The organism is Gelidibacter salicanalis (genome assembly GCF_007997285.1).
Taxonomy (GTDB): domain Bacteria; phylum Bacteroidota; class Bacteroidia; order Flavobacteriales; family Flavobacteriaceae; genus Gelidibacter; species Gelidibacter salicanalis.
Map to the genome: position 1 here is coordinate 336,754 of NZ_VORX01000001.1, position 26,792 is coordinate 363,545.

The following is a 26,792-nucleotide window of genomic DNA, read 5'->3' on the forward strand; positions in this document are numbered from 1 at the left end:
TTAATTCCATGTCTTACTTTTGTGCCGAAATCAAACACTATTTATATTAAGACTAAATAACAATGAGAAAAATTTTATTAGGATTAGCCATAACATCCACTTTATTGACATCCTGTTCAAGTGATGACGAGGTTAACAACCCAACGATAACGGTGGAAGCACCTGCAACCTACAAATTTACACGTGATGGAAATTCTACTGTAGATTTTAATGGTCAAACAACGAGGATTAAGATGGCCATGGAATTGCGTTCTGCCTTAAAAGATAATACAAAATCAGCCGCTGAATTACAAGCCTTATTTTCCCATCGTGAGGGGGACATTGATTTTTCAGATGCTGAGTTAAATGCTTCTAAGAAAAATGTACGTAATAAAGTAGCAGCATCCAAAGACCTTTTTGGTGCAAACACCACACTATCAAACGAAATTAAGAGTCTTATGGATTCTTGGATTGAGCAACAAGCAACTACAGTGTTTCCAAATTGGGAGATGACAGCAACCGCTGGATCAGCGGGTCAATTGCAACAAGCAGGAGGCGGAGCTGTGAGATATGTAAATGGTAAAGGTCTTGAATTGGATCAAGCCGTAGCAAAAACACTGATTGGTGGGTTAATGACTGACCAAATGCTTAACAATTACCTGAGTACTTCTGTGTTAGATGAAGCTTCAAATATTCAAAACAATGACAACGCTATTGTGGAGTCAGGTAAATTCTATACCACTATGGAGCACAAATGGGATGAAGCTTATGGCTATTTGTACGGCAATGAAGTGGATCCTGCAGTGCCCGTATTAGGTGCGGATAGTTTCTTGAATACCTATTTAAATCAAGTAGACGCCGATGCTGATTTTGCAGGTACGGCTGCTGCGGTTTATGATGCCTTCAAATTGGGAAGAGCTGCTATTGTGGCCAAAAACTATGACTTAAGAGATGAACAAGTGGCCATCATTAGAAAAAATGTTTCCTTAGTGCCTGCCGTTCGTGCAGTTCATTATTTGCAAGAAGGAAAACTTAGTATGGCAGCAGGAGATACCGCAAAAGCATTTCATGCCTTATCTGAAGCTTTAGGGTTTATCAACAGTTTGCAATTTACAAGACAGCCAAATACCAATAGTCCTTATTTTACTAATGCAGAAGTAACCGCATTTATGGACACATTGTTGGCTGAAAATGGATTTTGGGATGTAACTCCAGAAACTTTAGACAGCATATCGGGAACAATTGCTTCAAAATTTGGATTTCCAGTGGCAGCAGCTAATTAATATTAAAATAGATGAGGTGGTGGTTGCATTATTAGGAATGCAATCACTACTTATTTAAATTTGCAGACACATTAAGAAAATATAATTTTCCATGTTAAAAAAAATAGCTTTAGTATTCAGTTTGGCCCTTATCGTGGCCTGTAGTTCTTCAGATGACTCCTCGCAAGGTGGCACAACCGATACCTTTGACCGCTCGGCACTGCTGAAAAACCTTGCCGATAATATCATTATACCAGCGTACCAAGATTTTGGTATAAAATTGACCAATTTAAAAGGCTCTATTAACGCTTTTGTGGCCACACCAAATCAGAATACGTTAGATGCAGCGCGCAAAACGTGGCTAACAGCGTATAGTGCATGGCAGCACCTAGAAATGTATAATATTGGGAAGGCTGAAGCTTTAAATCAATATTATTACTTTATGAATATTTATCCGGTAACGGTGTCTGATATCGAAAATGGGGTTTTGACCGGCGCTTTTGATTTGAACACACCAAGTTATCATGATGCACAAGGGTTTCCGGCGCTAGATTATTTATTGTACGGACTTGCAGCAGATGATGCGGGGATTATTGCCAAATTTTCTACAGATAAAAATGCCCAAGGGTATAAAGATTATTTGACCGCAGTGATCAATCAAATGGATAAGTTGACAAAAGATGTGATTACAGATTGGACAACCGTGTATCGTGACCAATTCGTGAATTCTTCACAAAATACAGCGACAAGCTCGTTGAACAAGTTTGTAAATGACTATATTTTCTATTACGAAAAGGGCTTACGTGCCAATAAAATTGGAATTCCAGCAGGCGTATTTTCTTCAACACCTTTACCAAATAAGGTAGAAGGGTATTACAATCAGAAAGTTTCAAAAGCCTTGAGTCTTGAAGCTTTAAATGCGGTTCAGAATGTTTTTAATGGCAAATCATTTAACGGCTCTGCAACTGGTGCAAGTTTTAAAACCTATCTCGATTATTTAGAGACAAATAAAGAAGGAGAGAAACTCAGCATGCTAATAAACAATCAATTCGATTTAGCACGTACCAAAATTCAAGCGTTAGACTCCAATTTTAGTGCCCAAATAAATGCTGACAATTCGAAAATGACGGCTGCCTATGATGCTCTACAACGTGCAGTAGTCTATTTAAAGGTTGATATGGTTCAGGCATTTAATATCAGCGTAGATTATATAGATGCTGACGGGGATTAATTATTTTTTGAACTAATATAAAAAAGAAGATTCTTTAAACAGCTTAGAGAATCTTTTTTTTGGTTTTATGAACACTAGGTTTAAAACATATCTGAATACACCAACTTCCGCGGCACCTTTAGCTGTTTTCAGGATAGGCTTTGGCGTGATGATGCTTTTAAGTATTGTACGCTTTTGGTGGCATGGGTGGATTAAAACTCTTTACGTGTTACCTAAATTCCATTTTTCATATTACGGTTTTGAATGGATTAAACCCATCGGCGACTATACCTATCTTATTTTTGCTCTTTGTGGGATTTCTGCTTTTCTTGTGGCCATCGGACTCAAATATCGGTTGGCCATCATCACCTTTTTTCTGAGTTTCACCTACATTGAACTCATGGATAAGACCGCGTATCTCAATCATTATTATTTTATAAGTGTTTTGAGTTTTTTAATGGTGTTCTTGCCAGCGAACGCTTATTTCTCGGTCGATAATCTTCTTAAAAAAAGAACTTATACGTCCATTCCAAAATGGACTATTGACAGTATCAAATTATTGGTCAGCATCGTTTATATCTATGCAGGCCTTGCAAAATTAAATTCCGATTGGTTATTTAAAGCCATGCCGTTAAGAATATGGCTGCCTTCTAAATACGATTTGCCGTTTGTAGGGGTGTCATTTATGCAACAAGAATGGGTCCATTATGCCATGAGTTGGTCCGGAATGTTGTATGATTTATGTATTCCATTTTTGTTATTTTATAAACGCACCCGTTGGTTTGCTTTTGCATTGGTAGTATTCTTTCATGTGTTTACACGGGTATTGTTCCCGATTGGGATGTTTCCCTACATCATGATCGTGACAGCGCTTATTTTCTTTGATGCGAATTTCCATCGACGTATTTTAAGCGTTATCAAAATCTTATTAAAGCCCTTAAACATCAATTCTCAAACTTGGCGAGCTGAGGTTTACCACTACACAAATCGGAAAATCATCCTTCCGATTATTGCGGTGTTTTTTGTTTTTCAGATGGTATTTCCATTTCGCTATCTCCTTTATCCCGATGAATTATTTTGGACAGAGGAGGGCTATCGATTCTCTTGGCGAGTGATGCTCATGGAAAAGATGGGCTACACCACATTCAAAATTGTTGATGCCGAAACTGGGCATGGTTTTTTAGTTGACAATTCAGATTTTTTAACCCCACTTCAGGAAAAACAAATGAGTTTTCAACCAGATTTTATCTTGGAATATGCCCATTATTTGGGCGACCATTTTAAAAGTCAAGGTCATAAAAATGTACAAGTATTCGCAGAAAGTTATGTAGCGCTAAACGGACGTTTAAGTCAGCCGTATATTAACACAACTACGGATTTATATAAAGAAAAAGAATCATTCCGGCCTAAACGCTGGATTTTACCATTACATGATGAAATTAAAGGATTTTAGTATCGTACTACTGTTATTGGTAGGGCTGTCAGCGCTATCACAAAACACTATTTCTGGAGTTGTTATAAATTCCCAAACGCAGCGGCCAGTGGCCAACGTGGAGGTTTATGACAAGGTTTCCGGCCTCTTGACCAAAAGTGATGCAGCAGGATTCTACACTTTTAAAACTGAAAAAAGTGACCTTACTTTGGTCTTTTTTTCTTACGAATTTGAAGCGAAGGAGCAGGTCTTAAAAGTGACTACTGATACCGAATTAAATGTGTCTTTAAAAGCTCTTGGCGTAGCTTTGTCAGAAGTGGAAATCACGGCGAGAAAGACGAAAGTTTTTGAACTCTCCCGATTGAAGGATGTTGAAGGCACATCTATATTTGCAGGAAGGAAAACAGAAGTGGTTTTGGTAGAACAGTCCATGGCCAATTTGGCTTCCAATAATGCGCGACAAATTTACAGCCAAGTGGCAGGATTAAACATTTACCAAAATGATGATGCAGGATTACAGCTCAATGTTGGCGGACGTGGTTTAGACCCGAACAGAACGGCTAATTTTAATACCAGACAAAATGGATATGACATCAGTGCTGATGTGTTGGGGTATCCTGAAAGTTATTATACTCCCGCTTCTGAAGGCCTCAGTGAAATACAAATCATTCGAGGAGCGGCATCCTTACAATACGGCACCCAATTTGGCGGTCTTATCAATTTTAAGATGAAAGCACCCCATCCGGATAAACCTTTTGAACTGATTACTAGAAACACTGTGGGCAGTTCTGGTCTTTATACCAATTTCACTAGTGTTAGTGGTACAAAAAACAAGTGGAGTTATTACGGATATTTCAACTATAAAAAAGGGGATGGCTTCCGACCTAATTCGGAGTTTGAATCGAAAAACGCCTATGTCCATATTGGGTATCAGTTTAATGAAAAGACTTCCCTAAATGGCGAAGTCAGTTACTTGCGCTATTTGGCGCAACAAGGTGGTGGACTTACTGACCAAATGTTTGAAAACGATCCTTATCAAAGTAACCGCTCGCGAAATTGGTTTCAGGTGGATTGGTTGTTGTACAATTTCAATTTTGATCATAAATTTTCAGAACACACCAATTTTAGCTTTAATGCCTTTGGCCTGAATGCCTCACGCTACGCCCTGGGGTTTCGGACCAATCGGGTAGATCAAATTGACCCAATGCAGGAACGAGATTTGATAAAAGGCGATTTTAAAAATTATGGTTTTGAAGCTCGAATTCTTAGTAAATACGAACTGTTTGAAAAAGCGTCTACCTTTTTACTGGGCACAAAATTTTACCGTGCCAATAACGCCGAGGAGCAAGGTCCGGGAAGTGAAGGTATCGGTCCTAATTTTGAAATCCAATCGGATAGATTTCCCAATTATTCCAATCAGTCGGCATTTGATTTTCCCAATTTCAATATGGCAGTGTTTGGAGAAAACATTCTTTACGCCACTGATCAGTTTTCAGTTACGCCAGGTTTCCGATTCGAATACATAAAAACCCAAAGCGAAGGGTTTTACAAGCGTATTAATACGGACGCTGCTGGAAATGTTATTTTTGAAGAATCTGTAGCCGATAATCGTGACTTTGAACGAGCGTTCGTGCTATTGGGGGTAGGATTGAGTTATAAGCCGAATACTGCTTTTGAAGCTTATGGCAACATTTCCCAAAATTACCGTTCGGTAACGTATTCAGACATCAACATCAATAATCCGGCTTTCGCCATCAATCCGAACATTACGGATGAAAAAGGTTTTACTTCAGATGTAGGTGTTCGTGGCAATTTTAAAAACCTAGTGTCCTATGATTTGGGCGTTTTTGGATTGTTTTATAACGGCAGAATAGGTTTTATTCAAAAGGAACTTTCAGATGGTCGTATCGTTAGCGAACGCGGAAATGTAGGTGACGCCGTGATGTATGGCGTAGAATCTTTATTTGATTTTAATCTGAAAAAAATCTTAAATCTGAACAATAGGTTTAGCATGAATTATTTTATCAATAGTTCATTTATCAATTCGGAATACACCACCTCTGAGCAGTCTGGGGTTGTGGGGAATCAAGTCGAATTTGTGCCAGATGTGAATATTAAGACAGGATTGAAATTCGGATACCGAAACTTATTAGCAAATATCCAATATACCTACCTCTCGCAACAGTTTACAGATGCTACCAATTCTCAAGCAGCCAATATCAGCGGGGTTATTGGGGAGATACCGAGTTATGATATTATGGATGTGTCCTTGTCTTATGCTTATAAACGTTTTAAATTGGAAACAGGCATCAATAATTTACTGGATAACGCCTATTTTACAAGACGAGCCACCGGATATCCTGGCCCTGGAATCATTCCGTCAGCACCTCGTAATTGGTATATGACCTTTCAAATTAAAATTTAAAATACCCGTTTTTTAAGGACGTTTTATATAAAATTCTTGTTTGAGAACAGTTGCTACTTATAGCGTCCTGTACCTGTGTGCTTCCAGAGAACGAATACATAATTGATCAGAAATTTTTCAGCGTTGTGAAAGATTGCATCTTGGTGCTTATTTTGGCTTAAATTTTAATAATTTTTCCGTAAATTTGCACGCAATTAAACTACAATTGCAATGACAGCACACGAAAGCAAAATAGTAGGTGAGGGATTAACCTATGATGACGTCCTACTAATCCCAGCCTACTCCGAAGTCCTTCCCCGAGAGGTCAATATCCAATCTCAGTTTACCCGTAATATCAAGATCAATATTCCTATTGTATCTGCTGCTATGGATACGGTTACTGAAAGCGCAATGGCTATTGCCATGGCTAGAGAGGGCGGTATTGGGGTGCTGCATAAAAACATGACTATTGCGCAACAAGCCAATGAGGTGCGCAAGGTGAAACGTGCGGAAAGCGGAATGATTATCGATCCGGTGACTTTACCAATGACGGCGACGGTTTCAGATGCTACCCAAAACATGGCGGAACACAGTATTGGCGGTATTCCAATTATTGATGATCAAGGTGTTTTAAAAGGCATTGTGACCAATCGTGATTTACGCTTTGAAAAAGATGGCTCTCGTGCCATTGTGGACGTGATGACCAAAGATAATTTGGTGACAGCCCCTATCGGTACTTCTTTACAAGATGCTGAAGGTATTCTACAAAAAAATAAAATTGAAAAATTATTGATCGTTGACGAAGGTTATAAACTTGCCGGTTTAATCACTTTTAGAGATATAACGAAACTAACCACCAAGCCAATTTCTAACAAAGATTCTTTTGGGCGTTTGCGCGTTGCTGCGGCCATTGGTGTTACCGGGGATGCGGTAGAAAGGGCAGAAGCATTAGTGAATTCTGGTGTTGATGCGGTAATTATTGATACGGCTCACGGGCATACCAAAGGTGTGGTAACCGTTCTGAAGACCATCAAAAAACGCTTTCCAAATCTTGAAGTTATCGTCGGCAATATTGCGACAGGAGAAGCCGCTAAATATTTGGTTGATGCTGGCGCAGATGGTATAAAAGTGGGCATTGGTCCAGGTTCCATTTGTACCACGCGTGTGGTTGCAGGTGTTGGTTTCCCGCAGTTTTCTGCAGTCTTAGAAGTTGCCGCTGCCATTAAAGGTTCGGGAGTTCCGGTGATTGCGGATGGTGGCATCCGTTATACGGGCGATATTCCCAAAGCTATTGCAGCGGGCGCGGATACTGTTATGTTAGGATCTTTATTGGCAGGAACTAAAGAATCGCCAGGAGAAACTATTATTTACGAAGGTCGTAAATTTAAGGCTTATCGCGGCATGGGCTCTATAGATGCCATGAAGCAAGGCAGTAAAGACCGTTATTTTCAAGATGTTGAAGATGATATTAAGAAACTCGTACCAGAAGGCATCGTAGGTCGTGTCCCGTACAAAGGCGAAGTCATAGAAAGCATCCACCAATTTATTGGAGGACTGCGTGCCGGAATGGGGTATTGTGGTGCTAAGGATGTTGAAACCTTAAAGGAAACCGGACGGTTTGTGAAAATCACCTCTTCAGGAATCAATGAAAGTCACCCACATGATGTGACCATTACTGAGGAGTCGCCAAATTACTCAAGATAAGCTACTGATGTAATTATAGATAAAACACGACCATGATAGGTCGTGTTTTTTTTATGAATTTTGATAATGTTTTAAATAATTTTGAAAGACACTATTAGAGTTGTAATCAAGGATAATCAATCTTTTTGATTTCAAAACTTCGATCCTCCTTGGCCAATTTTAGAACAGCGACGTCGCCCACTTTTTTGTCGGTCAATAACTTGGCTATGGGTGATAGAAAGGAAATTTTTCCTTTAGAGATATCCGCTTCGTCCACGCCGACAATTTGATATTTTTGCAGGCTTTTCTCATTGCCAATCTTTAAAGTGACTTGTGCGCCAAAACGAACTTCGTCTTGAGGTTGATTGGATAAATCCACGATTTTAGCGGTTAGAATACGATTGTTTAACAGCTGCAATTTAGCATTGATATAATTGGTAGTAATCCGTTTTTCCTTTTCATTGATCGCCTCTAATTGATCGCGTTCTGCTGTTACACGCGCTCTCTCATCCAACAGTGCGTCCATGCCAACTTGGGTCACATAGTTGACGGCGCCTTCAGGCAAATCTGCTCTTGGTGGCACCATTGGTACTTCTTCCTGATCCTCTTCCTTTACAAATCCTCTGCTCATGATTTTTGCTTTTGATGTTTCAGCGAACAGAATTAACCCTATTAAACGCTAAAACGATGATTTATGAAGCTACTAATAATACTTTAAACCTCTTGACTGTAAGAGGTAATTCATGAATGCTATGGCTACAAGCACCGTAACATTGATGATTATGTACCCACTCAGGATGATCAGGATTCTTTAATGAGTTCCGTTAATACTTGTTTAAAGACATCCACTGGTTGTGCACCAGTAACGGCACTTTTCCTATTGAATACAATCGTTGGTACTGAGGTTACACCTAATTGACGCCAAAACTCTTCAGCATTCTTTATATCAGTTCGTGCTTGTTCGTCCTCGAGCTTTGCTAAGGCTTCATCTGCATTTAAACTTACATCCAATAAAATTTGCTTTAAGACGGCTCTATCTGAAACATCTTTTCGTTCGCTAAAAAAAGCAGTTGTCAATCGCATCTTTAATTCCGTCTGCTTACCGAATTGCTTGGCGTAGTCTAATAAAATATGCGCATCGAGGGTGTTGACAATTCGCATGTCATCAAAATAATCGAACTTAAAATCGACCTCTTCGCCCGCAGCAACCATGTGTTGGTGTGATGCATCTTGCTGTTCAGAAGTAGACCCATATTTTTCGGCGAGATGTTCTTTCAAATTTTGTCCTTCCGTTGGCATGTTTGGATTTAGTTCAAAAGGCTGCCATTCAATGTCTACTTGATCTTGAATGCCCATTTCAATAATGGCTTTTTCTAAGCGTTTGTAGCCGATGGTACACCAAGGACATACCACATCAGAAACGATATCTATTTTTAATTTCTCTTTCATGTTTTTTGGATAATTTACTATTATAACTTCTGTAAATACTACGGAAGGTTTATTGTTTTGATTGGTAATCTTAGACCTTTTGATACTCTTTAGACCAGGCAAATTTTTCAAAAGGCGCATCTACAGGGGTGTTGGCAATATGATTAGTGTAATTGCTGATCACTTTTTGAGAAATTCCTAAAATGATATCCAATACTTGTCTTTCTTCATAACCTGCGGCATAAAAAGTCTCTAATTCTGCAGCATTCACCTGTCCGCGATTACGGACAAGATTTAAGGTCATGGTACGTAACGCTTCTAATTTCGAGTTTTCTAATGGGGTTTGGTTGCGGAGCGCTTCAGTAATGGCCTCGTCAACTTTCATCATTTTGGCAATTCCGGTATGTGCAGGAACACAGTAATGACAGGCATGTTCGACGTTTATGGTTTGCCACACCACGGTCAATTCGTCATTATCAAAAGATGATTCTGTAAATAACTTATGTATCGTTTGGTAGGCTTCTAGAAGACCTGGAGAGCCTGCCAATACACCGTGCAACCCAGGTATCATGCCATTTGCTTTTTGTGAGTATTCTAAAAATGGTTTGCTATCTTCTGGTGCAGTCTCGATAGTGTGAATTTTTAAACTTGTCATAATTTTTAAATTTAATAATTAGTGGCAACCCAACTCTAGTTGCGTTGTTTGTTGCGGGTGAACATCTTTAAAATTCACCGCTTTGTTGTTAAGGATAAGTATAGATGCATTATGTGTGCGTAAACTATCCTTAATATAGCGCTTTCAAAAAGCGTTAAATATTTTTAAAAGTCATTTCTATAAAACCTTCTATCTCCTGCTCAGAATTCACACGTGTGGCCGCTGCTAAACCGTGTTTTGCCAAGAGTAAGAAATTGGCTTGTTTTAAAATAGTGGTCTCATCTTTGGTGGCATCCATTTTTAGTTTTTCGATGAATGAAGTTTTCAGATGCTCCATAAACAGAGTCATTTGTTCATTGATTAAAGCATCTTCGCGCTCTGAAAATTCATAATAGGTATTGGTTATTAAACATCCTTTGAGCGTGCCTTCTTTACCTATACTAACAGAATCATAGAAAAACTGTTTAATGTCCGCAACACCCTTGTTCGCCGAATTAAATTTTTCAAATATGGCGTTCACCTTGGTTTTGTAGGCCTTTATACTTTCGAGAAAAACACCATGTTTACTGCCAAAACTGGAGTAAATGGAGAATTTATTAATGCCCATTTCCTTCTCTAGCATTTGCATGGAAGTGTTTTCGTAACCATAGCGCCAAAAAAGATGCATTGCTTTTTCGATGACTTCATCTTCTAAATATTCTTTTTTTCGTGCCATTGGTTTTTGATTCTAGCACAAAACTAAACGATTGGTTAGAAACAAAAAAAGAATAAACAAAGTTTTACTGTTTTCCTATCGTTCCTATGTCTCTTAGGGGGGATTAGAGTTTGTTTGATCAATGGCTAGGACCGCTAGTAGTATTGATTAGTTAACTGTTATAGCGCTCATGAAGTATGGTTTTACTAAATATTAAATCATAAATTTCAAGTTTATAAAACCATAAAACAGTAATTTCGCGCGTAAATAATTATGACATTCAATGACGGATTTTAAACCTATTATTAAGGTTCTTGAAGAGGCTTATGAAATCCCACATTTGCAGGCTACCAGAAAAATATCTGCGTTGTTGCCTTACAATTACTATGAAACGGATAAACATTTCCCTGTGCTGTACTTGCAGGATGGGCAAAATTTGTTTAACCCCATGTCTCCTTTTGGCGATTGGGCTATAGATCAGTCGTTGGCAAAACTGGCTGAGCAGGGCATGAGTGATATTATTGTTATTGCTATAGACCATGGAGAAGACGAGCGTATCAGTGAGTATTTGCCGTATTACCATCCGAGATATGGTGAAGGGAAAGGCAATTTCTACATTCAGTTTATCATTGAAAAATTAATTCCTTACATTAACAGTAATTATAGGACGCTGCCTGATTTTCAAAATACGGGCATTGGTGGTAGTTCGTTGGGAGGGCTGATCAGCCTACATGCGGGATTGTCAAATCCGGGTGTTTTTGGTAAAATGATGATCTTTTCGCCAAGTCTGTGGATTGCGAAAACAATTTTCAATCAAACGGAGTCTTTTCAGCCTTTACAAAAGTCTAAAATTTATTTGTATTCTGGAGGTAATGAAAGTGCAGAACATTTGCCAAACGCTCAGAAATTGGAAGCCATTTTTAGAGAAAAAATGGTAGAGAATCATGCGATAGAGTTCCATTTTTCAGTCAATGAAATAGGAAAGCATGCCGAAATTTATTGGAAACATGAGTTTCCAAAAGCTGTCAAATGGCTTTACTTTTAATTCGATATTATGATTTTTAAACACATTACCCAACTCAATATCCATCAAGATGTCATAGTGCCTTGTCGTAAAGGGCAGTTAGACCATCTTAGTCAGTATACCACTATTAAAACTCCAGATTTTGATGGCGAATTTTCAACCGTTCAAATGCTATATGGTGCAGAAGGCAATAGAGTGTATTTGCTAGGACTAGGTGAGGAGAGGGATGCCGTTAAAATTGATGACGCTTATAGAAAACTTAGTTTCGATTATAAAAAATATTGGAAAGAACCCGTTCAAATTATCACAGAAGGTTTTTCTGATGCTGAACTTCGCAAAGTGGTGATTGGATTAGAAATGTCGGCTTATAACATAGGCACTTTCAAATCTAAAAAAGAACAGGAAGGCCCAATTACCTTTGAAATTGTCAATTCCCAAGACGTGACCGCTCTTCTCGAAGAATCTCAAGCGATTGGCGCAACCATTAACAGAATTAAAACTTTAGTAGATGCACCGGCCAATCAAAAAACTCCTGAGTTTTTAGGGCAGTGGGCTCAAGCCTCTGCGCATGATGCTAATTATACGTGCACAGTGTTGCACAAAAAGGAACTTGAAGCACAAGGTTTTCACGCCGTTATGGCTGTAGGGCAAGGCAGTGTGAATCCGCCAGTGGTTATTGTAACTCAATATATGCCCAAAGAAGGTGCGCCCGTAGATATCGGTTTGGTAGGTAAAGGCATCACCTTTGATACGGGTGGTTTGTCAATTAAGCCTTCAACCAATCTTCATTATATGAAAAGCGATATGGGTGGCGCTGCTGTAGTGCTAGGCGTTGTAGAGTTGGTGGCAAAACTGAAACTTAACGTCAATGTTATTGGGGTGGTAGCTTCTGCAGAAAATGCGGTAGATAGTAATAGTTACCGTCCAGGGGATGTCATTAACAGTTATTCTGGAAAAACCATTGAAATTATTGATACGGATGCTGAAGGCCGCCTAGTCTTAGCAGATGGTTTGAATTATATTATCAAGGAATTTCACCCCAATCAAGTCATTGATCTTGCCACGTTGACCGGAAGTGTGGTACAAACTCTGGGCTATTCGGCTGCGGGGATGTTTACTAACAATACCGAGATGGCTCAGAATCTTTCAAAAATAGGTTTCGAAATTAATGAACGGGTTTGGCCTTTACCTTTATTTGCCGATTTTGATAGTGATTTGGATAGTGATATTGCGGACCTCAGAAACTTTAGCGGGAAACCGATTGCCGGTGCAACCACCGCAGCCAAGTTTTTAGAAGCATTTACAGAAGAGCATCCAGCATGGATGCATTTGGATATTGCGGGTGTATCGTTTGGCGACTCTAAGTATGCTAAAATGAAATGTGCAAGTGGCTATGGTGTACAATTAATGGTAGATTATATCAAATCTATTTCTGAGAACTAAGGGTTTATTTTGTATTTTGTGTGTGAATTAAGCTGAGGCAACCGTTGCTTCAGTGAATGATTTTGAGTAGGGAAGCTTATTTGAAATCCTTTATCATTAAAAATCCCACCAAAATATGTCTACAAAACGACCACTCAATTTTCTATGTGTTACCACGTATCATAAAGGCGCCGATTTTATAAAAAGCTGTAAAGCTGAAGGCAATAATGTGTATTTATTGACCAAAAAGAAATTGGAACACGAGGTGTGGCCTTGGGAAGCCATAGATGATGTGTTTTACGTGGAAAATTGGAATCAGAATGATGTCACCAAAGGCATTGCTTATAAATTCAGAACAATAAAATTCGATCGTTTTGTGGCCTTAGATGATTTTGATGTCGAAAAAGTAGCGCTTTTACGAGAACACTTCAGAATGCCTGGTATGGGGAGAACCACCTCACACTATTTTAGAGATAAATTGGCCATGCGTATGAAAGCGCAGGAGGAAGGTGTTAATGTGCCCAAGTTTACAGCGCTTTTTAATGACGTCGACATTAATGCTTATGCGGATAATGTGAGTCCGCCCTGGTTCTTAAAACCGCGTTTGGAAGCTTCTGCAACCGGTATTAAGAAGATCAACAATCGCGAAGAACTTTGGCAAATAGTCAACGCGCTTCAAGACGAACGGGACAATTATTTAATTGAAAAGTTTGCCCCAGGCGATGTGTACCATGTAGACAGTTTGACGCTTGACGGAAAAGTCATATTTTCCAGAGTGAGCAAATATTTAGATACGCCTTTCGAAGTGGCCCATGGCGGCGGGGTGTTCAGATCTGCCACTTGTAAAATTGGCACAAAAATAGAAAAGGCATTGACCAAAATGAATGCTGAGGTCATGACCGCTTTCGGAATGCAATTTGGTGCTTCGCATACTGAGTTTATCGAATCTAAAGACACAGGCGAGTTGTTTTTTCTGGAAACATCTTCACGAGTAGGTGGGGCCAATTTAGCGGAAATGGTAGAGTTGGCATCGGGCATTAACCTTTGGGGAGAATGGGCGCGTATTGAAAGTGCAACCTTAAGACATGAAGTGTATACCTTACCTAAGGTCAAAAATCAGTATGCGGGGATTGTGGTGTCCTTAAGTAAATTTGAGAATCCAGATATGTCCAGTTTTAATGACCCTGAAATTGCCTGGCGAATGCATAAAAAATGGCACATCGGGATGATTGTAGTTTCTGAGAGTGCTGATCGAGTGATGGAATTGTTGGATAGTTATACCAAACGTATTGCGACAGATTTCCATGCGAGTATTCCGGCACCGGATAAGAGTTTGTGATTCAGAATATAGAACTCTGATAACGCCGATCATTGATGATTTTCACTGATTTTTAAATAGAAATCTGCGAAAATCTGTTTGATCAGCGTCATCAACGTTCAAAGTAATGTTGTTTGTTTATTTCAGGAACGGCTTGTCCAGAATAAATCTGAGAATGTAGAATCTTCGTGCGTTTCTTGATTCTTATAACTTGAAGTTTAGCGTAGTTTTTAGAATCTTTTGAAATGTAATCAAAAATAGCTCTTAAGTCTGCAACAGATTGATGAGTCCAATTTATTAGAACCATTTTTCTAGTTCAGTAGTTAAATCAGATTCAGAAACATAATTCCCACTTTCAGACTGTTGGTACCCGCTCTCTATTTTTTCAATTAGAATTAATCGCTCAATGAGTTCATCAATAGTAAATTCATCAGATAAACTTTCGATTTGTTCTTTTAATTTAGTCTTTGTAATCATCGCACAAGACTGAAATCTAATATACAGAATCATTAGTGTCCGATAAAAATAAATAATAAATTAACAAACTCATTTAAAGCAAGGGACATTAGAAGATTTCCGAAATGAGACCTTGCATTTTAGAAACTGTTTCTACCGAGAGGGAATGTGCTATTTTAATTTAAATGATCGTTGTTTGTCAGTTAGTTGCAAACAAGTCTTAATTCTTTATTCTAACAGCGCAGCGGTCTTGATTCTTTATCGGACAACAATGATACAAAATTATTGATTTGGTCTACTTAATAAGGGAATTAACTTGGTAATCCCATAGAACGCTGATTTAGCTAATTTTCGCAGATTTCTATTTGTAATTCATTGAAAATCATAAACAATCAGCGTCCTCAGCGTTCAATCAACAGCGTTCCAACCATCTCAAGGCTCAAAAAAGCCTGTGCTGCCACCAACCCAAGTTTTATCCTTGTTGTATTTTACACCCACCATTTCGCCTTTACTCAGTCGCATCAAATTACTGACAATTTGAGTTTGATTCGTTTTGCTGTTATGGAGTAACATCATTCGGATCTCACACTTTGCCGGTTCGTCCATGGTTTGGATGATTGGCGCATAAGCTACTTTTTCTTGTAATAGGTAATTCGATTTATCTTTAACAGCGTCAATCTTCGCTTGGTCTACATGTATTTCAACGCCAGCACCCGCAAAAGAGTAAAGCGGTTTTAAAACATAATTTTCTAAATCTGTCGGGATGTATTCGAGTTGGTCCAAGTAATAGGATTTTGGAACATAATCGCCTGTTAAAAGGGGCATTGTGTATTTGCTAATTCTGAAAAACCAATTCGGGTGTCCAATCCACTCTATATCCACGGCGTCCTTGAAATCAAATTCCCGATCTAAATCTGGCCGTTGGTCCAACTCATCAAAAATGATGCGGTTATAAATCTTTAAGACTCGTATTTCTTCGCCATTACCGTCCACATAAAATAACTGCTTGCCTCTTTTAATCAATTTGGAAATGCACAACACTTTAATCCCCAACAACGCTTCCGTGGCATAAAAGTCGATAGCTGTAGCCTGTTTTTCAGGCTCAATTTCTAAAAGAATCACTTGTTTGGGAGCGGTGTCTCCAACAATCTCGGTGCGTAACAATTCAAGATATTCCTCAGAAGTTATTCCGTTAAGGTGCTGTGAAAAATCAGCAGGGATGCCTTCATAATGTTTGCGATACATTCTGCCCATCAATTCCTGAAAAAAATAAAGGGACGGAAACCCCTGCAATTCGATCAGTTTTGGGGTGAGTTGTCCTTTTTCATCTAAACACACGCCAAAATCCAACTGCAAAAACTTTGCCTGTGCATCTTCATTAGGAACTCTCATCCGTTCATTGAAAAAAGCACCATCTGTGAGGTCTTTAAAATCAGGCTGATTAATCACTTTCATGATGTCCTCGCAAGCTTCGACCAATTGCTGTTTTAATGCTTTTGGAATAAAAACCGGCGTTTCGGCAATTTTAAATTTAGGCGTATAATTGAATTGCGTATGGATATCAGCCAGCATGCCAGCGTATTTTTCCACAGTATATTGGGCATTGAATGCTTGGCGTAATTTGGCGATCATAAAGTTATGCAATTAGTTCTGGTGACAAGTGCTTAATAGCGCTTGCTATATAATTTGGTAGAATGATTTTATGAGTTCTAATGATCTTATCCGGATCGTCCATTTTATCCATCATGTCATCATATTTTTCTTCGCCAAAATTGGCGATGACTTTGTGTTTATTGGCATCGGCAAGAAAATGGGCACGCATCCCGATAGGATCAGCTTCCGGATGAAATTGTGTACCTACAAATTCCTTAGAAAAACGTACCGCCATAATGGCGCGCTCATAACTGACGTGGCTGCGAAGCTTTTCTAAACTTAAAATGGATGCGCCTTGTTCTTTAAAGACTTTCAGTCGGGGTTGTACCAATTGCCAATCCCGAGAATCTACAGCATAAAACGGATCGTCCAAACCTTCTAAAAGTGAGTCTTTTAACCCTGCTTTAGTTTTGTGAATGGGTAAAACCCCAAAAGAAGTACTGCGTCTTGGTCGCATTTCTCCTAATTGAAAATAATCGCATACCACTTGAAAGGAGTAGCAAATGAAGAACATGTATTTCTTTTGATCTGAGGACCTTTTATTGAAATCCCACAATTCTTGAACCAAATTCAGATAGGGAATGCGCCAAGGTCCATCCTCAAGCGGACTGTCCGGTCCGCCGCTCGAAATATAAATATCGTAAGAGCTGTCTGGTAATTCATCAGCACCTCTCACATTAAATATGGTATAATCAACGTCATCTTCAAAGCCTCTCACAATATCTGCAATACAACGCAAGCCTTGGTTGGGTTGGTTGTTGTTCATATCGAGAATGGCTACTTTTAGCTTGTCTTTAGGCATGTATAATGTTCTAAGTTCCTAAAACGGTCTGTGCAATAATATAATCGACCACCTTGGTCAAATCCTTGGTGTCTTCATAAACGGCAATTTGCCGATCAGCTCCAGTTCCGTTAACTAACATAGTCTTAATATGTTCTATTTCCTTACGCGATCCGAGTTCATCTACCACATCATCAACAAAATCAAGTAATTCGAGCATTAATTCTTTGGTAGGCACTTCAATTTCCTTTCCAAAATCAATCATCTTGCCTTCAAGTCCGTATCTGCTGGCACGCCATTTATTCTCATTTATTAAGGCGCGATGGTAGAGCATAAAATTAAGATTTTGAGTCCTTAATTTATAAAGTTTAGCAACCAAAGCTTGAATTAGGGCCGCGATGCTCAGAGTTTCCTCAATGGTCATCGGTACGTCACAAATCCGTACTTCCACCGTTGGAAAAACGGGGTGGATACGAATGTCCCACCAAATTTTTTTCGGGTTGTCAATACACTTTGTTTTGATCAGGATGTCAATGTAATGCTCGTATTCCGCCACGGTTTGAAAAACGCCAGGAATTCCGGTTCGTGGAAATTTGTCAAATATCTTTGAACGAAATGATTTAAACCCTGTATTCCGGCCTTCCCAAAAAGGCGAATTGGTAGACAATGCATATAAATGGGGTAAAAAATAACGCATGGCATTGGTTAAATGCAAGGCCAACTGTTTGTCTTCAATACCAATATGCACATGCAGTCCGAAAATTAAATTGGAGCGGGCAGTATCTTGAAGTTCATTAACAATCTCGTCGTACCGAGGATTTGGCGTCATCAATTGTGTTTCCCATTTGGTAAATGGATGGGTGCCAGCCGCGGCAATTTTAAATCCTAAGGTGCCGGCAATGTCTGATATGGATTTTCGTAAATGGGTTAGCTCCGTTCGTGCTTCGCTAATGTCCTTACAGATATTCGTACCTACCTCCACAACAGCCTGGTGCATCTCAGCTTTTACTTGCTCATTTAAAAGTTTGGCCGCTTCTGATACAATTTGCTGATCATGCGATATCAATTCTCGTGTTTTCGGACAGATGACTTGGTATTCTTCTTCAATGCCTAATGTGAATTTCATAAGATACAGTTGGTTTTGATTACGATTACGACACTTTCTTTTGTTTACAGATCTTTCAAACGATCAAGCAAAAGTTATTTATATGTGGTTTTTTTACCAGTAATTTGATCTTTTACAAAAGTGCCCCAGGTGAGATTCATTTTATCTTTCTTAAATTTCTTGGCCTTCGCAATAGCCATGTTGGCTGCGTTTTCCACAATCCAATCAAAATTGTCCTGACCTACGGAATTGACATCGGCATCAGGTGCTGGATTACAGAAATCGATGGCATAAGGGATGCCGTCTCTTACGGCAAATTCTATCGTGTTAAAATCGTAGCCTAAGGCTTTATTAAGTCGGATACAGTATTTTTTAATCAAATCTAATAGCTCTTGTTTTATCGGTGGCCCGTCAATGACATAGCGTAAATGGTGCGGATTTCGGGGTTCATACTGCATAATATGCACATTGTCCGTGTCTAACACGTAACATCTGAAATACTCGGTGAAATTGATTTCTTCCTGCAACATCATCACCAGGTTTTCGGTTTCGCCGTGTTTTTTCCACAAATCTTGCGAATTTTCAACCCGGTATACACTTTTCCAGCCGCCACCATCATGAGGTTTCATATAGGCAGGAAAGCCAATGGTATCGAACATATGTTCCCAAGCAAAAGGGAATTTCATATTTCTAAAAGAGTTTTCATCTGTATCAGGCGGACGGTGTGAAGACGGTAGAATGAATGTTTTTGGTACCGGAACACCCACTTTTTCTGCCAAGGCATTATTGAAGAATTTTTCGTCTGCACTCCACCAAAACGGATTGTTGATGACTGCGGTCCCTGAAATGGCCGCGTTCTTTAAATAAGCGCGATAAAACGGAACGTCCTGAGATATTCTGTCAATAATTACCGCATAATCCGTAGGTTTTGCCTGTTCTACCATGTCGATAGAAACAGCTTCCGCCATAACGTTTTTCACTTTCTTCTCATTAACGCGATCTATAAATGCCTGTGGAAAGGTGTTTTCTTTTCCGAATAGGATGCCAATTTTTTTCATATGTATAAATTTTTGGTGGTGTATCTTAATTAGTTTAAAGTTTTGAAAGGTATTCCGGGAACATATCGCGCCATAGGGGCCAATCGTGTTTTGCCCATTTTCGGACATCATACCAAAAGGGAATATTTTTATCGCGAAGTATTTGGGCCATTTTTTGGTTCGCTTCCAAACAAATATCCCACTCGCCAACGCCAAGGATGATCTTCATCTTCCATAAATCGGGATGGTTATTTCCAGGTAAGAAATCGATGGGATTATTGAAAAACACGTTGTTATCATAATGCCCGTCTACAAACGATTTAATATCAAAAGCGCCACTCATACTAAACATATGGCTTACTTTTTCAGGATGCTTAAACGCAAAGTTTGAGGCTTGATAACCCCCAAAACTCGGTCCAGCTACAGCAACCTTGGACAGTCCTTTGTCCTGACAAATAGGGTTAACGATTTCATTCATAATAAACTGATCGTACCATTCATGATTTTTTGCCCGTTGGGATGGATGAATTTTTTTATTGTACCAACTCAGTTCGTTAATCCCATCAGGGCAATAAATTTGGACTTTACCTTGCTCTACAAACCATCGGACAGATTCTACAAGCTTCATGTCTTTACATTCATTGTGTTTCCCCATGGTGGTTGGAAATAATATGACAGGATACCCGGCGTGTCCAAAAACGAGCATTTCTATATCCTTACTAAGGGTTGGGGAGTACCATGTGTGGTGTTGTTCTTTCAATTGTTAGGTGCTTTAGAGTGTAAGGCGTTTTGATAAAACTATGTGTGAACGTAGGTCAGGCATAGGTTGAACTTGTGTTATTGTAAATTGCAACAGATACAACAATATACTTTTTTTAATTATAAATTGCCATATAATACGGTGAGATTCTTAAATTTTTGTAGAAAACGGATTAAAGTTGGAATAGCAGTGGTGTTTATCTCATTTGTAATGATAAAAGTTAGGATGTTATCAGCGCTACAACAAGGTTTCTTGCTGGTTGGTAGCGAGAACTCGCAACTTCAAAAAAAATTAAGCACCTATAATGATGAGGAGTTTATCTTGGCCAGAGAGCAGTTAAAAAAGTTTTAAATAAGCTGGAATAGTTACTCATCAATCCTGTTTTCGTCAAACGCGGAAGGAAGCAATTTTGGAATGAACTTGACAAATAAAGGTAGTAACAGCGCCCCGCCAGGCAACATAAAGATGGCCAAACTTGGTATGGACTTAAAAATGTCCATTAATTGTTCCTGAACTTTTTTGTGCTCCGCGGGCGTCAAATCTCTTTTAGTAGATTTTGTTAATAGCACCATCAATTCTTTACTTTCTTTGAGTTCTTGTAATAAGCGTTTGCTGTTTCTGCTGATGAGCTTCATGACCATCTTGCTCGAGTTATCATAAAAACTCTTCACAAAATTTTTAGAGCCTAAGGCCGCAATCTTACTTTTATTTGAGCTATAAAACAAGTCAATATCAACTATAGATTGTGTCAAGACCGCTAATTCCAGATCTAGATGCTCGCAAAATTGGGCTAAAAAAAGGTTTTCACTTTTATCAATCACATTATCCGTCCAAGAAGCCATACAGGCAATATCAATGATGTACCGTTTTTCTAAAGAGGTTTGTAACGTATGAATAGCTTCACCATAATCTAAAGGGCCATTAGAATGGTAGCGTCTGGATAGTTTAAAAAGTTTGGTTAAACTGTCATCATACTTGGTTTTTTGCAGTTTCGATTCAAAAACTTCTATGACAATAGTCTCAATAGATGTTTCAATGTTTTGTAAATACCTATCCGAGACGGTATTGGTGTCCAAAAATTTCTGATAGGCCAACACATCTACAAACAAAAGGGCATTGGTGATGAAATAATTAAAATTCTTGGTAAACACATTGTCATCAATATGGACGCGTTTTTCAATAAGGTCTTCCAAAAGCGCCGCAGATTTATTCTTAATTAAAAGCAATTGAAAAATGGAGGTTTTACTGACCGTGATGGTACTATAAAAACTAATAACCGTATCAATAAATTTTTCTTCGGAAGGGTTTCGCTTATAAAAATAGAAAAATGCCAGTATTAAATTGACTTTACACAACTCTTCGTCGGTTAAGTCTTTTTTGGGAATAGCATTGCTAACCACATCCACATTACTGCCATAAATAAATCCACACTGCTTAAGTTCTTGATAAAAGTGTTCAAGAGTGTTGTTTAGAAAGGTTTCATCTCCAGAAACTTCTTTTAGTAATTTTTTGATCCAGCCAGAGGCAGAGGGATTCATAGTCGTTAATCAATTAGACTGCAAAGATACTTTTAAAAATAAAATTCCGCCGTTTTTTAAGTTAACGAAATTTTAACAAAACCATGCTTTTTGTTTTTCCGTAGTTATGCACAGAGACATTAATAATTAACAAAAATCTCATTTTTATGAAAAAATCAAAAATTTTATTAGGAGTAGCGGTTATTGCGGTAACTGGCTTCTTTGCAATTGCGGCAGATCACATGGATGCGCCAGCAGTTACTGGTGGATCAAATGACATCACTGACTTTTATGCCTTTCAGGGGCAAAACACTAACAACATTGTATTTGTGACAAATGTTCAAGCTCTTTTATCGCCGACGGACACTCAATCCGCAAAATTTGATGAGAATACAATGTTGGAAATCAACATCGATACCAATGGCGATGCCATTGAAGATTTGGTCATCCAAGCCATTCCTAAAGATGGCAAGATGTATTTCTTTGGACCAATTGCTCCTGCGCAAACAGGTTTAAGCAGTACTGTAAGAAGTACAGGAATGGCTTCTAATGTTGCTATTACAGCTCCAGGAGCTAACGCCATAATTGCTACTAATGCAGGAATGAGCTTTTTTGCCGGTCCACGTGATGATCCTTTCTTCTTTGATGTTGATCAATACAAAGCTATTATAGCGGGTACTGCAACAGGATTTGAAAATCCAGGTACAGATTCGTATGCAGGAACAAATGTCCTATCAGTTGTTGTAGAAGTGCCAAAATCAATGATTGGTGGTTCAGGCAAAATCAATTCATGGGTAGAAACAAAAAGAAAACAATAAACTCTAAAAAACTTAATTATGAAATTCAATACTATAAAAATAACTGCAATCGCAGCATTAGCATCACTTACTGCCTTTAACTGCAGTAATGATGACGACTCCAACGGACCTAAAGTTCCAGAATTTGCTGGCACTTATGTACAAGAAGATCAAATGGCACGACCAGCTATCAGCACAGTGTTTGTGTCAATGGGAAACAAAGATGCATTTAATGTCACTGTGCCCTCCAAGCAGGCGGCAGGTTACCAAGCTGCTTTTCAAAATAAATTGTTAGCTCTAAACCCTGGGTACACAACAAATGCATTAGGTATGGACGCTGCAACTTTTACTGGAGCTCTAGCAACCGATGTCTTAACGGTTACATTAGACGGAAAGACTACATTTTTTGATGGCACTAACGTACTTACAGGACGTATGTTGACAGATGATGTTATCGATGTAGAATTACTACTGATCTTTGGTGGTCCAATGGGCACTGATAATAGTACTTTGTCAAGTGATAATGTTGATGCGAATGATAAACCATTCTCAAACACATTCCCTTATTTGGCGGCACCGCATATGTAAGAATACCATTCCCTGAAGTACTGTCTCACCTTATTTCAGGGAATAATTTAAACGACGCAAAACAATAAAACTTAAAAACGACCCCATGAACCCTAAACATATTTTAGCACTTTGTTTTTTGGTGATTGTTAGCAGTTGCTCTACATCTCCCGAAAACATTACAAACATTTCAGACTACGATCATTATTTGGACAGAACTGAAAATGAAACTTGGAGCAATGCCCAAAAGAATTATGATTTTTGGAATACTAAATTAGAAAAAGCACCCAACCAACACAGTTATTTAAGTAAAATTTCAAATTCTAACGCTGCGATGTTTGCAGCAACCGGCAATATCGATTATTTAAAATCGGCAGAAAGCAATCTTGTTAAACTAAATGAAGTGAGAAATTACGAAGCTTCTGGTCCGTTGAAAAGTTTGGCTGCCAACTATATTTCCCAGCATAAATTTAAGGAGGCTTTGCAATTATTGTACAAAGCAGAAATGAATGGCGATCATCTTAAGGACACTCAAAAAATGTTGTTTGATGTGCATTTAGAATTGGGTAATTATAAAATGGCAAAAACGTATCTCGAAGGTTTTAAAAACATGTCCGATTTTGATTATTTGATCAGACTCTCTAAATGGAGTGATCATCAAGGTAATTTGGACGCTGCTATAAAATATATGGAGAAAGCTAAGGCCATTGCAGAAACCTCTAATAGGGATGCTATCAAACAATGGTCTTATACCAATTTGGCCGATTTTTACGGGCATGCCGGTAGAATTGAAGATTCCTATCAGCATTTTTTAAAAGCTTTAGAACTTGATCCAAATGATGCCTATGCTAAAAAGGGAATTGCATGGATTGTGTATTCCCATGAGAAAAATCCCGATGAAGCTTTGCGCATTTTAAATTCAGTAATGAAAGATTATCAAGCTCCTGATTATTACTTGTTAAAATCGCAGATTTATGAGTTTAAAGGCGATATGAATGCTAAAAATGAGCAATTGGAACACTATTATAAAGCAGTTGAAAATGAAGCTTATGGTGCTATGTACAACCAGTACAATGTGCAGTTGTACACGCAAGAGAACCGAAATTTAAGAGAAGCGATTGCTATTGCAAAAATGGAAGTAGAAAACCGTCCAACACCGCATTCTTATGATTTATTGGCTTGGTCTTATTTTAAAAACGGACAATTGCTAGAAGCATTACAATTGACTAAGAACAATGTATTAGGACATACTTCAGAACCTAAGGCGTTATATCATAGTGCTGAAATATTAAAGGCTTCGGGTAATTTAGAAAAAGTAAAGGAACTCAAGCCAGATCTCATGGCAAGCGCATATGAATTGGGACCGATAATGGCAGAAAAAGTAAGCCGACTTTAACTGGAAGCCACTTATGAAAATATCATATTTAGCGACATCATTTGTAGTGTTGGGTGGCATAGCGATAACTCAAGCACAACAGATAAAATGAAGATAATTCTATAAGTGGCGGAAGGTTATTTTTTCACTGATATGAATGCCAATTACAAGTTTGATACGATCACAATAGGATTTGCAATTGAAAACCTATTTGATGTAGCTTGGAATGAAACCCAGTTTGCCACGGAATCAAGACTACAAAATGAAGCACAGTCAGTAGAAGAAATTCATTTTACACCTGGCACACCATTTTTTATTAAAGGCACTATTGCCTATACATTTTAAATAGTACGATTTTAAGTCTGATGAGGTTACATTCATTAAGACTTGCAAAATGAATGTCGTTCATTTTGCGAAGAGACCACGTGAGTTGTGGTAGTTTTTAGAGTTTTTGTTAGTGGAAAGCACTTGGCCGTAGAGATAGGGTTAGGTGCTTTCCTAATTAATATCCTTAGTTTTTTTTGATTTTGTCAATAAAAGAAAAATACTAATCGCCACCAATATGCTTGACAAAAGCTTGGCTATGCTATGATCAACTAAGAAATAAATGACTAGGCCAGCGATCCAAAACAGGAGGCCTAAAGTTCTTTTTTTACTCATATAAATAGATATTAATAATCAAGTTTTGTTGAAAGCTTCAATTGCCATGTTATAACAACTACTTATATTTCAACGATTCGTGTACTTTGATATACTCTTGCTGATCATCAGCAAGGACCATTAAGATGTCGTTAGCCATTATTTCTGTGGAACCTCCCGGCCGGATAAATTGATTGTCGCGTTTTATCATGATGATAAACGCCGATCTTGGAAAGTTTAAATCGACAATACGTTTGTTGACCGCGAAAAAATCTGGGGAAATCGTGAATTCTTGTAAGGACGATTTTGGTAATTCTAAAAGCAGTTGGTCAACTTCATTAATAATCTTCGATTTTTCAGGGAGTCCTACATTGAGCCATTTGGCTAAAACAGATAAGGTGGTTCCTTGAATTAAAATGGATGTTACCGAGATAAAGAACACGATACTAAAGATCATATTCGCCTTTTCAATACCCGCCAATAGGGGATAGGTGGCAAATACAATTGGTACGGCGCCTCGTAATCCTACCCAGGAAATATAAAAGCGGCGTCGCATTTTCATTTTAAAAAACACTAAACTGATCATCACACCAATGGGTCTCGCTACGAAGATCAAAAACAATGAAATTAACATTCCGATGCCGATATAAGGCACAATTTGCGAAGGAAAGACCAACAAGCCTAAGGTAAGGAAAAGTACTATTTGCATCAACCAAGCCAATCCATCAAACATTTTTAAAATGGTGGCTTTATGAATGATATCCTGATTGCCCAGATATACAGCACAAATATAGATGGCAAGAAACCCGTTTCCGCCCACAAAATCCGTGGCTGAAAAGGTCATGAACATAAGGGCGATGACCAATACGGGGTAGAGACCTTCAAAATCGAGCCTGATTCTATTGATTATAAATTTACTGGCCACACCAAAGCCAAACCCTGCAGCGGCACCTACTACCATTTGCTTAATAAACATTGGGATTATGGAAACCAAACCTTGGTCTTGATTGATAACTAAGGTTAAAAACGCAATTGTCAAGACATACGCCATAGGGTCATTACTACCGCTTTCCAATTCGAGAGTTGGTCTGAGGTTAGTTTTTAAGGCGAGATTTTTAGAGCGTAAAATTGAAAATACCGCGGCAGCATCTGTAGATGATACTATAGAACCCAATAACATGCTTTCGTAAATCGTAAAATCGGTCACATAATACACAAATGTGCCTAAGGACACTGCAGTGAGCAAAACCCCGAAAGTTGAGAGCATAATTCCTTCTTTCAAAACGGGTTTTATCGAACTCCAATTGGTGTCCAATCCCCCAGAAAATAAGATGAAATTGAGTGAGATAATCCCGATAAGCTGTGCGTTTTTTGGGTTATCAAAACGGATGCCCGCTATGCCATCAGATCCCGCCAACATGCCAATGGCTAAGAACAATATTAAGGTTGGAACTCCGAATTTATAGGATGTTTTTCCAACTACTACACTGATAAAAAGTAATAACGAACCAACTAATAGAATGTTTTCAATGGTTAATTGCATGCGTTTACCTTTTTGTTTTCGATTTAAGCGAAGATACTTTTTTTTATTTTA

The 26,792-nt window shown here is 38.5% G+C and carries 24 protein-coding genes and 1 pseudogene; 13 read left to right on the forward strand and 12 right to left on the reverse strand.

Annotated features, from left to right (window positions below; all coding sequences use genetic code 11):
• Window positions 1-62: 62 nt before the first annotated feature.
• From ES711_RS01445 to guaB, 5 genes are all read left to right on the forward strand, one after another.
• Complete coding sequence (locus ES711_RS01445) at window positions 63-1,262, forward strand: DUF4856 domain-containing protein (protein WP_146888901.1); 1,200 nt, start codon at window positions 63-65, stop codon at window positions 1,260-1,262.
• Window positions 1,263-1,353: 91 nt separating this feature from the next.
• On the forward strand, window positions 1,354-2,472 hold the full coding sequence (locus ES711_RS01450; protein WP_146888904.1) for an imelysin family protein: 1,119 nt from the start codon (window positions 1,354-1,356) through the stop codon (window positions 2,470-2,472).
• A gap of 67 nt (window positions 2,473-2,539) precedes the next feature.
• Window positions 2,540-3,904: an HTTM domain-containing protein gene (locus tag ES711_RS01455; protein ID WP_146888907.1), complete on the forward strand. Its 1,365-nt coding sequence runs from the start codon at window positions 2,540-2,542 to the stop codon at window positions 3,902-3,904.
• The gene (locus ES711_RS01460; protein ID WP_146889889.1) at window positions 3,885-6,308 is read left to right on the forward strand and encodes a TonB-dependent receptor domain-containing protein; all 2,424 of its coding nucleotides are present in this window, start codon (window positions 3,885-3,887) and stop codon (window positions 6,306-6,308) included. Before ES711_RS01455 ends, ES711_RS01460 begins: the two co-directional genes overlap by 20 nt.
• Before the next feature lie 210 nt (window positions 6,309-6,518).
• Window positions 6,519-7,991, forward strand: a complete 1,473-nt coding sequence (gene guaB, locus ES711_RS01465; RefSeq protein WP_146888910.1) for an IMP dehydrogenase — start codon at window positions 6,519-6,521, stop codon at window positions 7,989-7,991.
• 106 nt (window positions 7,992-8,097) lie between these two features.
• Here the strand turns inward: guaB and ES711_RS01470 are convergent, their stop codons facing one another.
• The 4 genes from ES711_RS01470 to ES711_RS01485 all read right to left on the reverse strand — a co-directional run bounded on the left by ES711_RS01470 (window position 8,098) and on the right by ES711_RS01485 (window position 10,768).
• Window positions 8,098-8,601: a GreA/GreB family elongation factor gene (locus ES711_RS01470; protein ID WP_146888913.1), complete on the reverse strand. Its 504-nt coding sequence runs from the start codon at window positions 8,599-8,601 to the stop codon at window positions 8,098-8,100.
• A 170-nt stretch (window positions 8,602-8,771) separates the two neighbouring features.
• Window positions 8,772-9,419: a DsbA family oxidoreductase gene (locus ES711_RS01475; protein ID WP_146888916.1), complete on the reverse strand. Its 648-nt coding sequence runs from the start codon at window positions 9,417-9,419 to the stop codon at window positions 8,772-8,774.
• A 70-nt stretch (window positions 9,420-9,489) separates the two neighbouring features.
• Window positions 9,490-10,053, reverse strand: coding sequence for a carboxymuconolactone decarboxylase family protein (locus ES711_RS01480; RefSeq protein ID WP_146888919.1), 564 nt, complete (start codon window positions 10,051-10,053; stop codon window positions 9,490-9,492).
• A 154-nt stretch (window positions 10,054-10,207) separates the two neighbouring features.
• The gene (locus ES711_RS01485) at window positions 10,208-10,768 is read right to left on the reverse strand and encodes a TetR/AcrR family transcriptional regulator (RefSeq protein ID WP_146888922.1); all 561 of its coding nucleotides are present in this window, start codon (window positions 10,766-10,768) and stop codon (window positions 10,208-10,210) included.
• Between the two features lie 262 nt (window positions 10,769-11,030).
• Between ES711_RS01485 and ES711_RS01490 the strand changes: the two genes are divergently transcribed.
• The 3 genes from ES711_RS01490 (at window position 11,031) to ES711_RS01500 (ending at window position 14,532) form a co-directional block, all read left to right on the forward strand.
• A complete protein-coding gene (locus ES711_RS01490; protein WP_146888925.1) occupies window positions 11,031-11,792 on the forward strand; it encodes an alpha/beta hydrolase in 762 nt (253 codons plus the stop codon).
• A gap of 9 nt (window positions 11,793-11,801) precedes the next feature.
• Window positions 11,802-13,214: a leucyl aminopeptidase family protein gene (locus tag ES711_RS01495; RefSeq protein ID WP_146888928.1), complete on the forward strand. Its 1,413-nt coding sequence runs from the start codon at window positions 11,802-11,804 to the stop codon at window positions 13,212-13,214.
• Between the two features lie 115 nt (window positions 13,215-13,329).
• On the forward strand, window positions 13,330-14,532 hold the full coding sequence (locus tag ES711_RS01500) for an ATP-grasp domain-containing protein (RefSeq protein ID WP_146888931.1): 1,203 nt from the start codon (window positions 13,330-13,332) through the stop codon (window positions 14,530-14,532).
• A gap of 276 nt (window positions 14,533-14,808) precedes the next feature.
• On the opposite strand, the gene ES711_RS01505 is transcribed toward ES711_RS01500, so the two are convergent.
• The 6 genes from ES711_RS01505 to ES711_RS01530 all read right to left on the reverse strand — a co-directional run bounded on the left by ES711_RS01505 (window position 14,809) and on the right by ES711_RS01530 (window position 20,303).
• Window positions 14,809-14,988, reverse strand: coding sequence for a hypothetical protein (locus tag ES711_RS01505; RefSeq protein ID WP_146888934.1), 180 nt, complete (start codon window positions 14,986-14,988; stop codon window positions 14,809-14,811).
• 411 nt (window positions 14,989-15,399) lie between these two features.
• Window positions 15,400-16,599, reverse strand: a complete 1,200-nt coding sequence (locus ES711_RS01510) for a hypothetical protein (RefSeq protein ID WP_146888937.1) — start codon at window positions 16,597-16,599, stop codon at window positions 15,400-15,402.
• Between the two features lie 4 nt (window positions 16,600-16,603).
• Entirely contained in the window at window positions 16,604-17,422 is an 819-nt protein-coding gene (locus tag ES711_RS01515) for a type 1 glutamine amidotransferase (protein ID WP_146888940.1), read from the reverse strand.
• A 10-nt stretch (window positions 17,423-17,432) separates the two neighbouring features.
• Window positions 17,433-18,527 (reverse strand): carboxylate-amine ligase, encoded by a 1,095-nt coding sequence (locus ES711_RS01520; RefSeq protein ID WP_146888943.1) that lies wholly within the window; start codon window positions 18,525-18,527, stop codon window positions 17,433-17,435.
• A 74-nt stretch (window positions 18,528-18,601) separates the two neighbouring features.
• On the reverse strand, window positions 18,602-19,564 hold the full coding sequence (locus tag ES711_RS01525) for an ATP-grasp domain-containing protein (RefSeq protein WP_146888946.1): 963 nt from the start codon (window positions 19,562-19,564) through the stop codon (window positions 18,602-18,604).
• 34 nt (window positions 19,565-19,598) lie between these two features.
• Window positions 19,599-20,303 carry an alpha/beta fold hydrolase gene (locus ES711_RS01530; RefSeq protein WP_146888949.1) on the reverse strand — a complete coding sequence of 235 codons (705 nt, stop codon included), beginning with the start codon at window positions 20,301-20,303 and terminating at the stop codon, window positions 19,599-19,601.
• Between the two features lie 210 nt (window positions 20,304-20,513).
• Between ES711_RS01530 and ES711_RS16220 the strand changes: the two genes are divergently transcribed.
• Complete coding sequence (locus ES711_RS16220; protein WP_170245219.1) at window positions 20,514-20,654, forward strand: hypothetical protein; 141 nt, start codon at window positions 20,514-20,516, stop codon at window positions 20,652-20,654.
• 14 nt (window positions 20,655-20,668) lie between these two features.
• Here ES711_RS16220 and ES711_RS01535 read toward each other — a convergent pair whose 3' ends face one another.
• Complete coding sequence (locus ES711_RS01535; protein ID WP_146888951.1) at window positions 20,669-21,841, reverse strand: LETM1-related biofilm-associated protein; 1,173 nt, start codon at window positions 21,839-21,841, stop codon at window positions 20,669-20,671.
• Between the two features lie 146 nt (window positions 21,842-21,987).
• Between ES711_RS01535 and ES711_RS01540 the strand changes: the two genes are divergently transcribed.
• From ES711_RS01540 to ES711_RS01555, 4 genes and pseudogenes are all read left to right on the forward strand, one after another.
• Entirely contained in the window at window positions 21,988-22,638 is a 651-nt protein-coding gene (locus ES711_RS01540; protein ID WP_146888954.1) for a DUF4331 family protein, read from the forward strand.
• Window positions 22,639-22,656: 18 nt separating this feature from the next.
• Complete coding sequence (locus ES711_RS01545) at window positions 22,657-23,205, forward strand: DUF4331 family protein (RefSeq protein ID WP_146888957.1); 549 nt, start codon at window positions 22,657-22,659, stop codon at window positions 23,203-23,205.
• 85 nt (window positions 23,206-23,290) lie between these two features.
• Window positions 23,291-24,580 (forward strand): tetratricopeptide repeat protein, encoded by a 1,290-nt coding sequence (locus tag ES711_RS01550; RefSeq protein WP_146888960.1) that lies wholly within the window; start codon window positions 23,291-23,293, stop codon window positions 24,578-24,580.
• A gap of 86 nt (window positions 24,581-24,666) precedes the next feature.
• A pseudogene (locus tag ES711_RS01555) lies at window positions 24,667-24,904 on the forward strand (TonB-dependent receptor); the annotation flags it as partial.
• A 373-nt stretch (window positions 24,905-25,277) separates the two neighbouring features.
• On the opposite strand, the gene ES711_RS01560 reads toward ES711_RS01555, so the two are convergent.
• On the reverse strand, window positions 25,278-26,741 hold the full coding sequence (locus tag ES711_RS01560) for a potassium/proton antiporter (RefSeq protein WP_146888965.1): 1,464 nt from the start codon (window positions 26,739-26,741) through the stop codon (window positions 25,278-25,280).
• Window positions 26,742-26,792 lie beyond the last annotated feature (51 nt).

Excerpts from the sequence above, each read along its gene's own strand:
- ES711_RS01445 (WP_146888901.1), top strand. The coding sequence starts at position 63 with ATGAGAAAAATTTTATTAGGATTAGCCATAACATCCACTTTATTGACA.
- ES711_RS01450 (WP_146888904.1), top strand. The coding sequence starts at position 1,354 with ATGTTAAAAAAAATAGCTTTAGTATTCAGTTTGGCCCTTATCGTGGCC.
- ES711_RS01455 (WP_146888907.1), top strand. The coding sequence starts at position 2,540 with ATGAACACTAGGTTTAAAACATATCTGAATACACCAACTTCCGCGGCA.
- ES711_RS01460 (WP_146889889.1), top strand. The coding sequence starts at position 3,885 with ATGAAATTAAAGGATTTTAGTATCGTACTACTGTTATTGGTAGGGCTG.
- guaB (WP_146888910.1), top strand. The coding sequence starts at position 6,519 with ATGACAGCACACGAAAGCAAAATAGTAGGTGAGGGATTAACCTATGAT.
- ES711_RS01470 (WP_146888913.1), bottom strand. The coding sequence starts at position 8,601 with ATGAGCAGAGGATTTGTAAAGGAAGAGGATCAGGAAGAAGTACCAATG.
- ES711_RS01475 (WP_146888916.1), bottom strand. The coding sequence starts at position 9,419 with ATGAAAGAGAAATTAAAAATAGATATCGTTTCTGATGTGGTATGTCCT.
- ES711_RS01480 (WP_146888919.1), bottom strand. The coding sequence starts at position 10,053 with ATGACAAGTTTAAAAATTCACACTATCGAGACTGCACCAGAAGATAGC.
- ES711_RS01485 (WP_146888922.1), bottom strand. The coding sequence starts at position 10,768 with ATGGCACGAAAAAAAGAATATTTAGAAGATGAAGTCATCGAAAAAGCA.
- ES711_RS01490 (WP_146888925.1), top strand. The coding sequence starts at position 11,031 with ATGACGGATTTTAAACCTATTATTAAGGTTCTTGAAGAGGCTTATGAA.
- ES711_RS01495 (WP_146888928.1), top strand. The coding sequence starts at position 11,802 with ATGATTTTTAAACACATTACCCAACTCAATATCCATCAAGATGTCATA.
- ES711_RS01500 (WP_146888931.1), top strand. The coding sequence starts at position 13,330 with ATGTCTACAAAACGACCACTCAATTTTCTATGTGTTACCACGTATCAT.
- ES711_RS01505 (WP_146888934.1), bottom strand. The coding sequence starts at position 14,988 with ATGATTACAAAGACTAAATTAAAAGAACAAATCGAAAGTTTATCTGAT.
- ES711_RS01510 (WP_146888937.1), bottom strand. The coding sequence starts at position 16,599 with ATGATCGCCAAATTACGCCAAGCATTCAATGCCCAATATACTGTGGAA.
- ES711_RS01515 (WP_146888940.1), bottom strand. The coding sequence starts at position 17,422 with ATGCCTAAAGACAAGCTAAAAGTAGCCATTCTCGATATGAACAACAAC.
- ES711_RS01520 (WP_146888943.1), bottom strand. The coding sequence starts at position 18,527 with ATGAAATTCACATTAGGCATTGAAGAAGAATACCAAGTCATCTGTCCG.
- ES711_RS01525 (WP_146888946.1), bottom strand. The coding sequence starts at position 19,564 with ATGAAAAAAATTGGCATCCTATTCGGAAAAGAAAACACCTTTCCACAG.
- ES711_RS16220 (WP_170245219.1), top strand. The coding sequence starts at position 20,514 with ATGATAAAAGTTAGGATGTTATCAGCGCTACAACAAGGTTTCTTGCTG.
- ES711_RS01535 (WP_146888951.1), bottom strand. The coding sequence starts at position 21,841 with ATGAATCCCTCTGCCTCTGGCTGGATCAAAAAATTACTAAAAGAAGTT.
- ES711_RS01540 (WP_146888954.1), top strand. The coding sequence starts at position 21,988 with ATGAAAAAATCAAAAATTTTATTAGGAGTAGCGGTTATTGCGGTAACT.
- ES711_RS01545 (WP_146888957.1), top strand. The coding sequence starts at position 22,657 with ATGAAATTCAATACTATAAAAATAACTGCAATCGCAGCATTAGCATCA.
- ES711_RS01550 (WP_146888960.1), top strand. The coding sequence starts at position 23,291 with ATGAACCCTAAACATATTTTAGCACTTTGTTTTTTGGTGATTGTTAGC.
- ES711_RS01560 (WP_146888965.1), bottom strand. The coding sequence starts at position 26,741 with ATGCAATTAACCATTGAAAACATTCTATTAGTTGGTTCGTTATTACTT.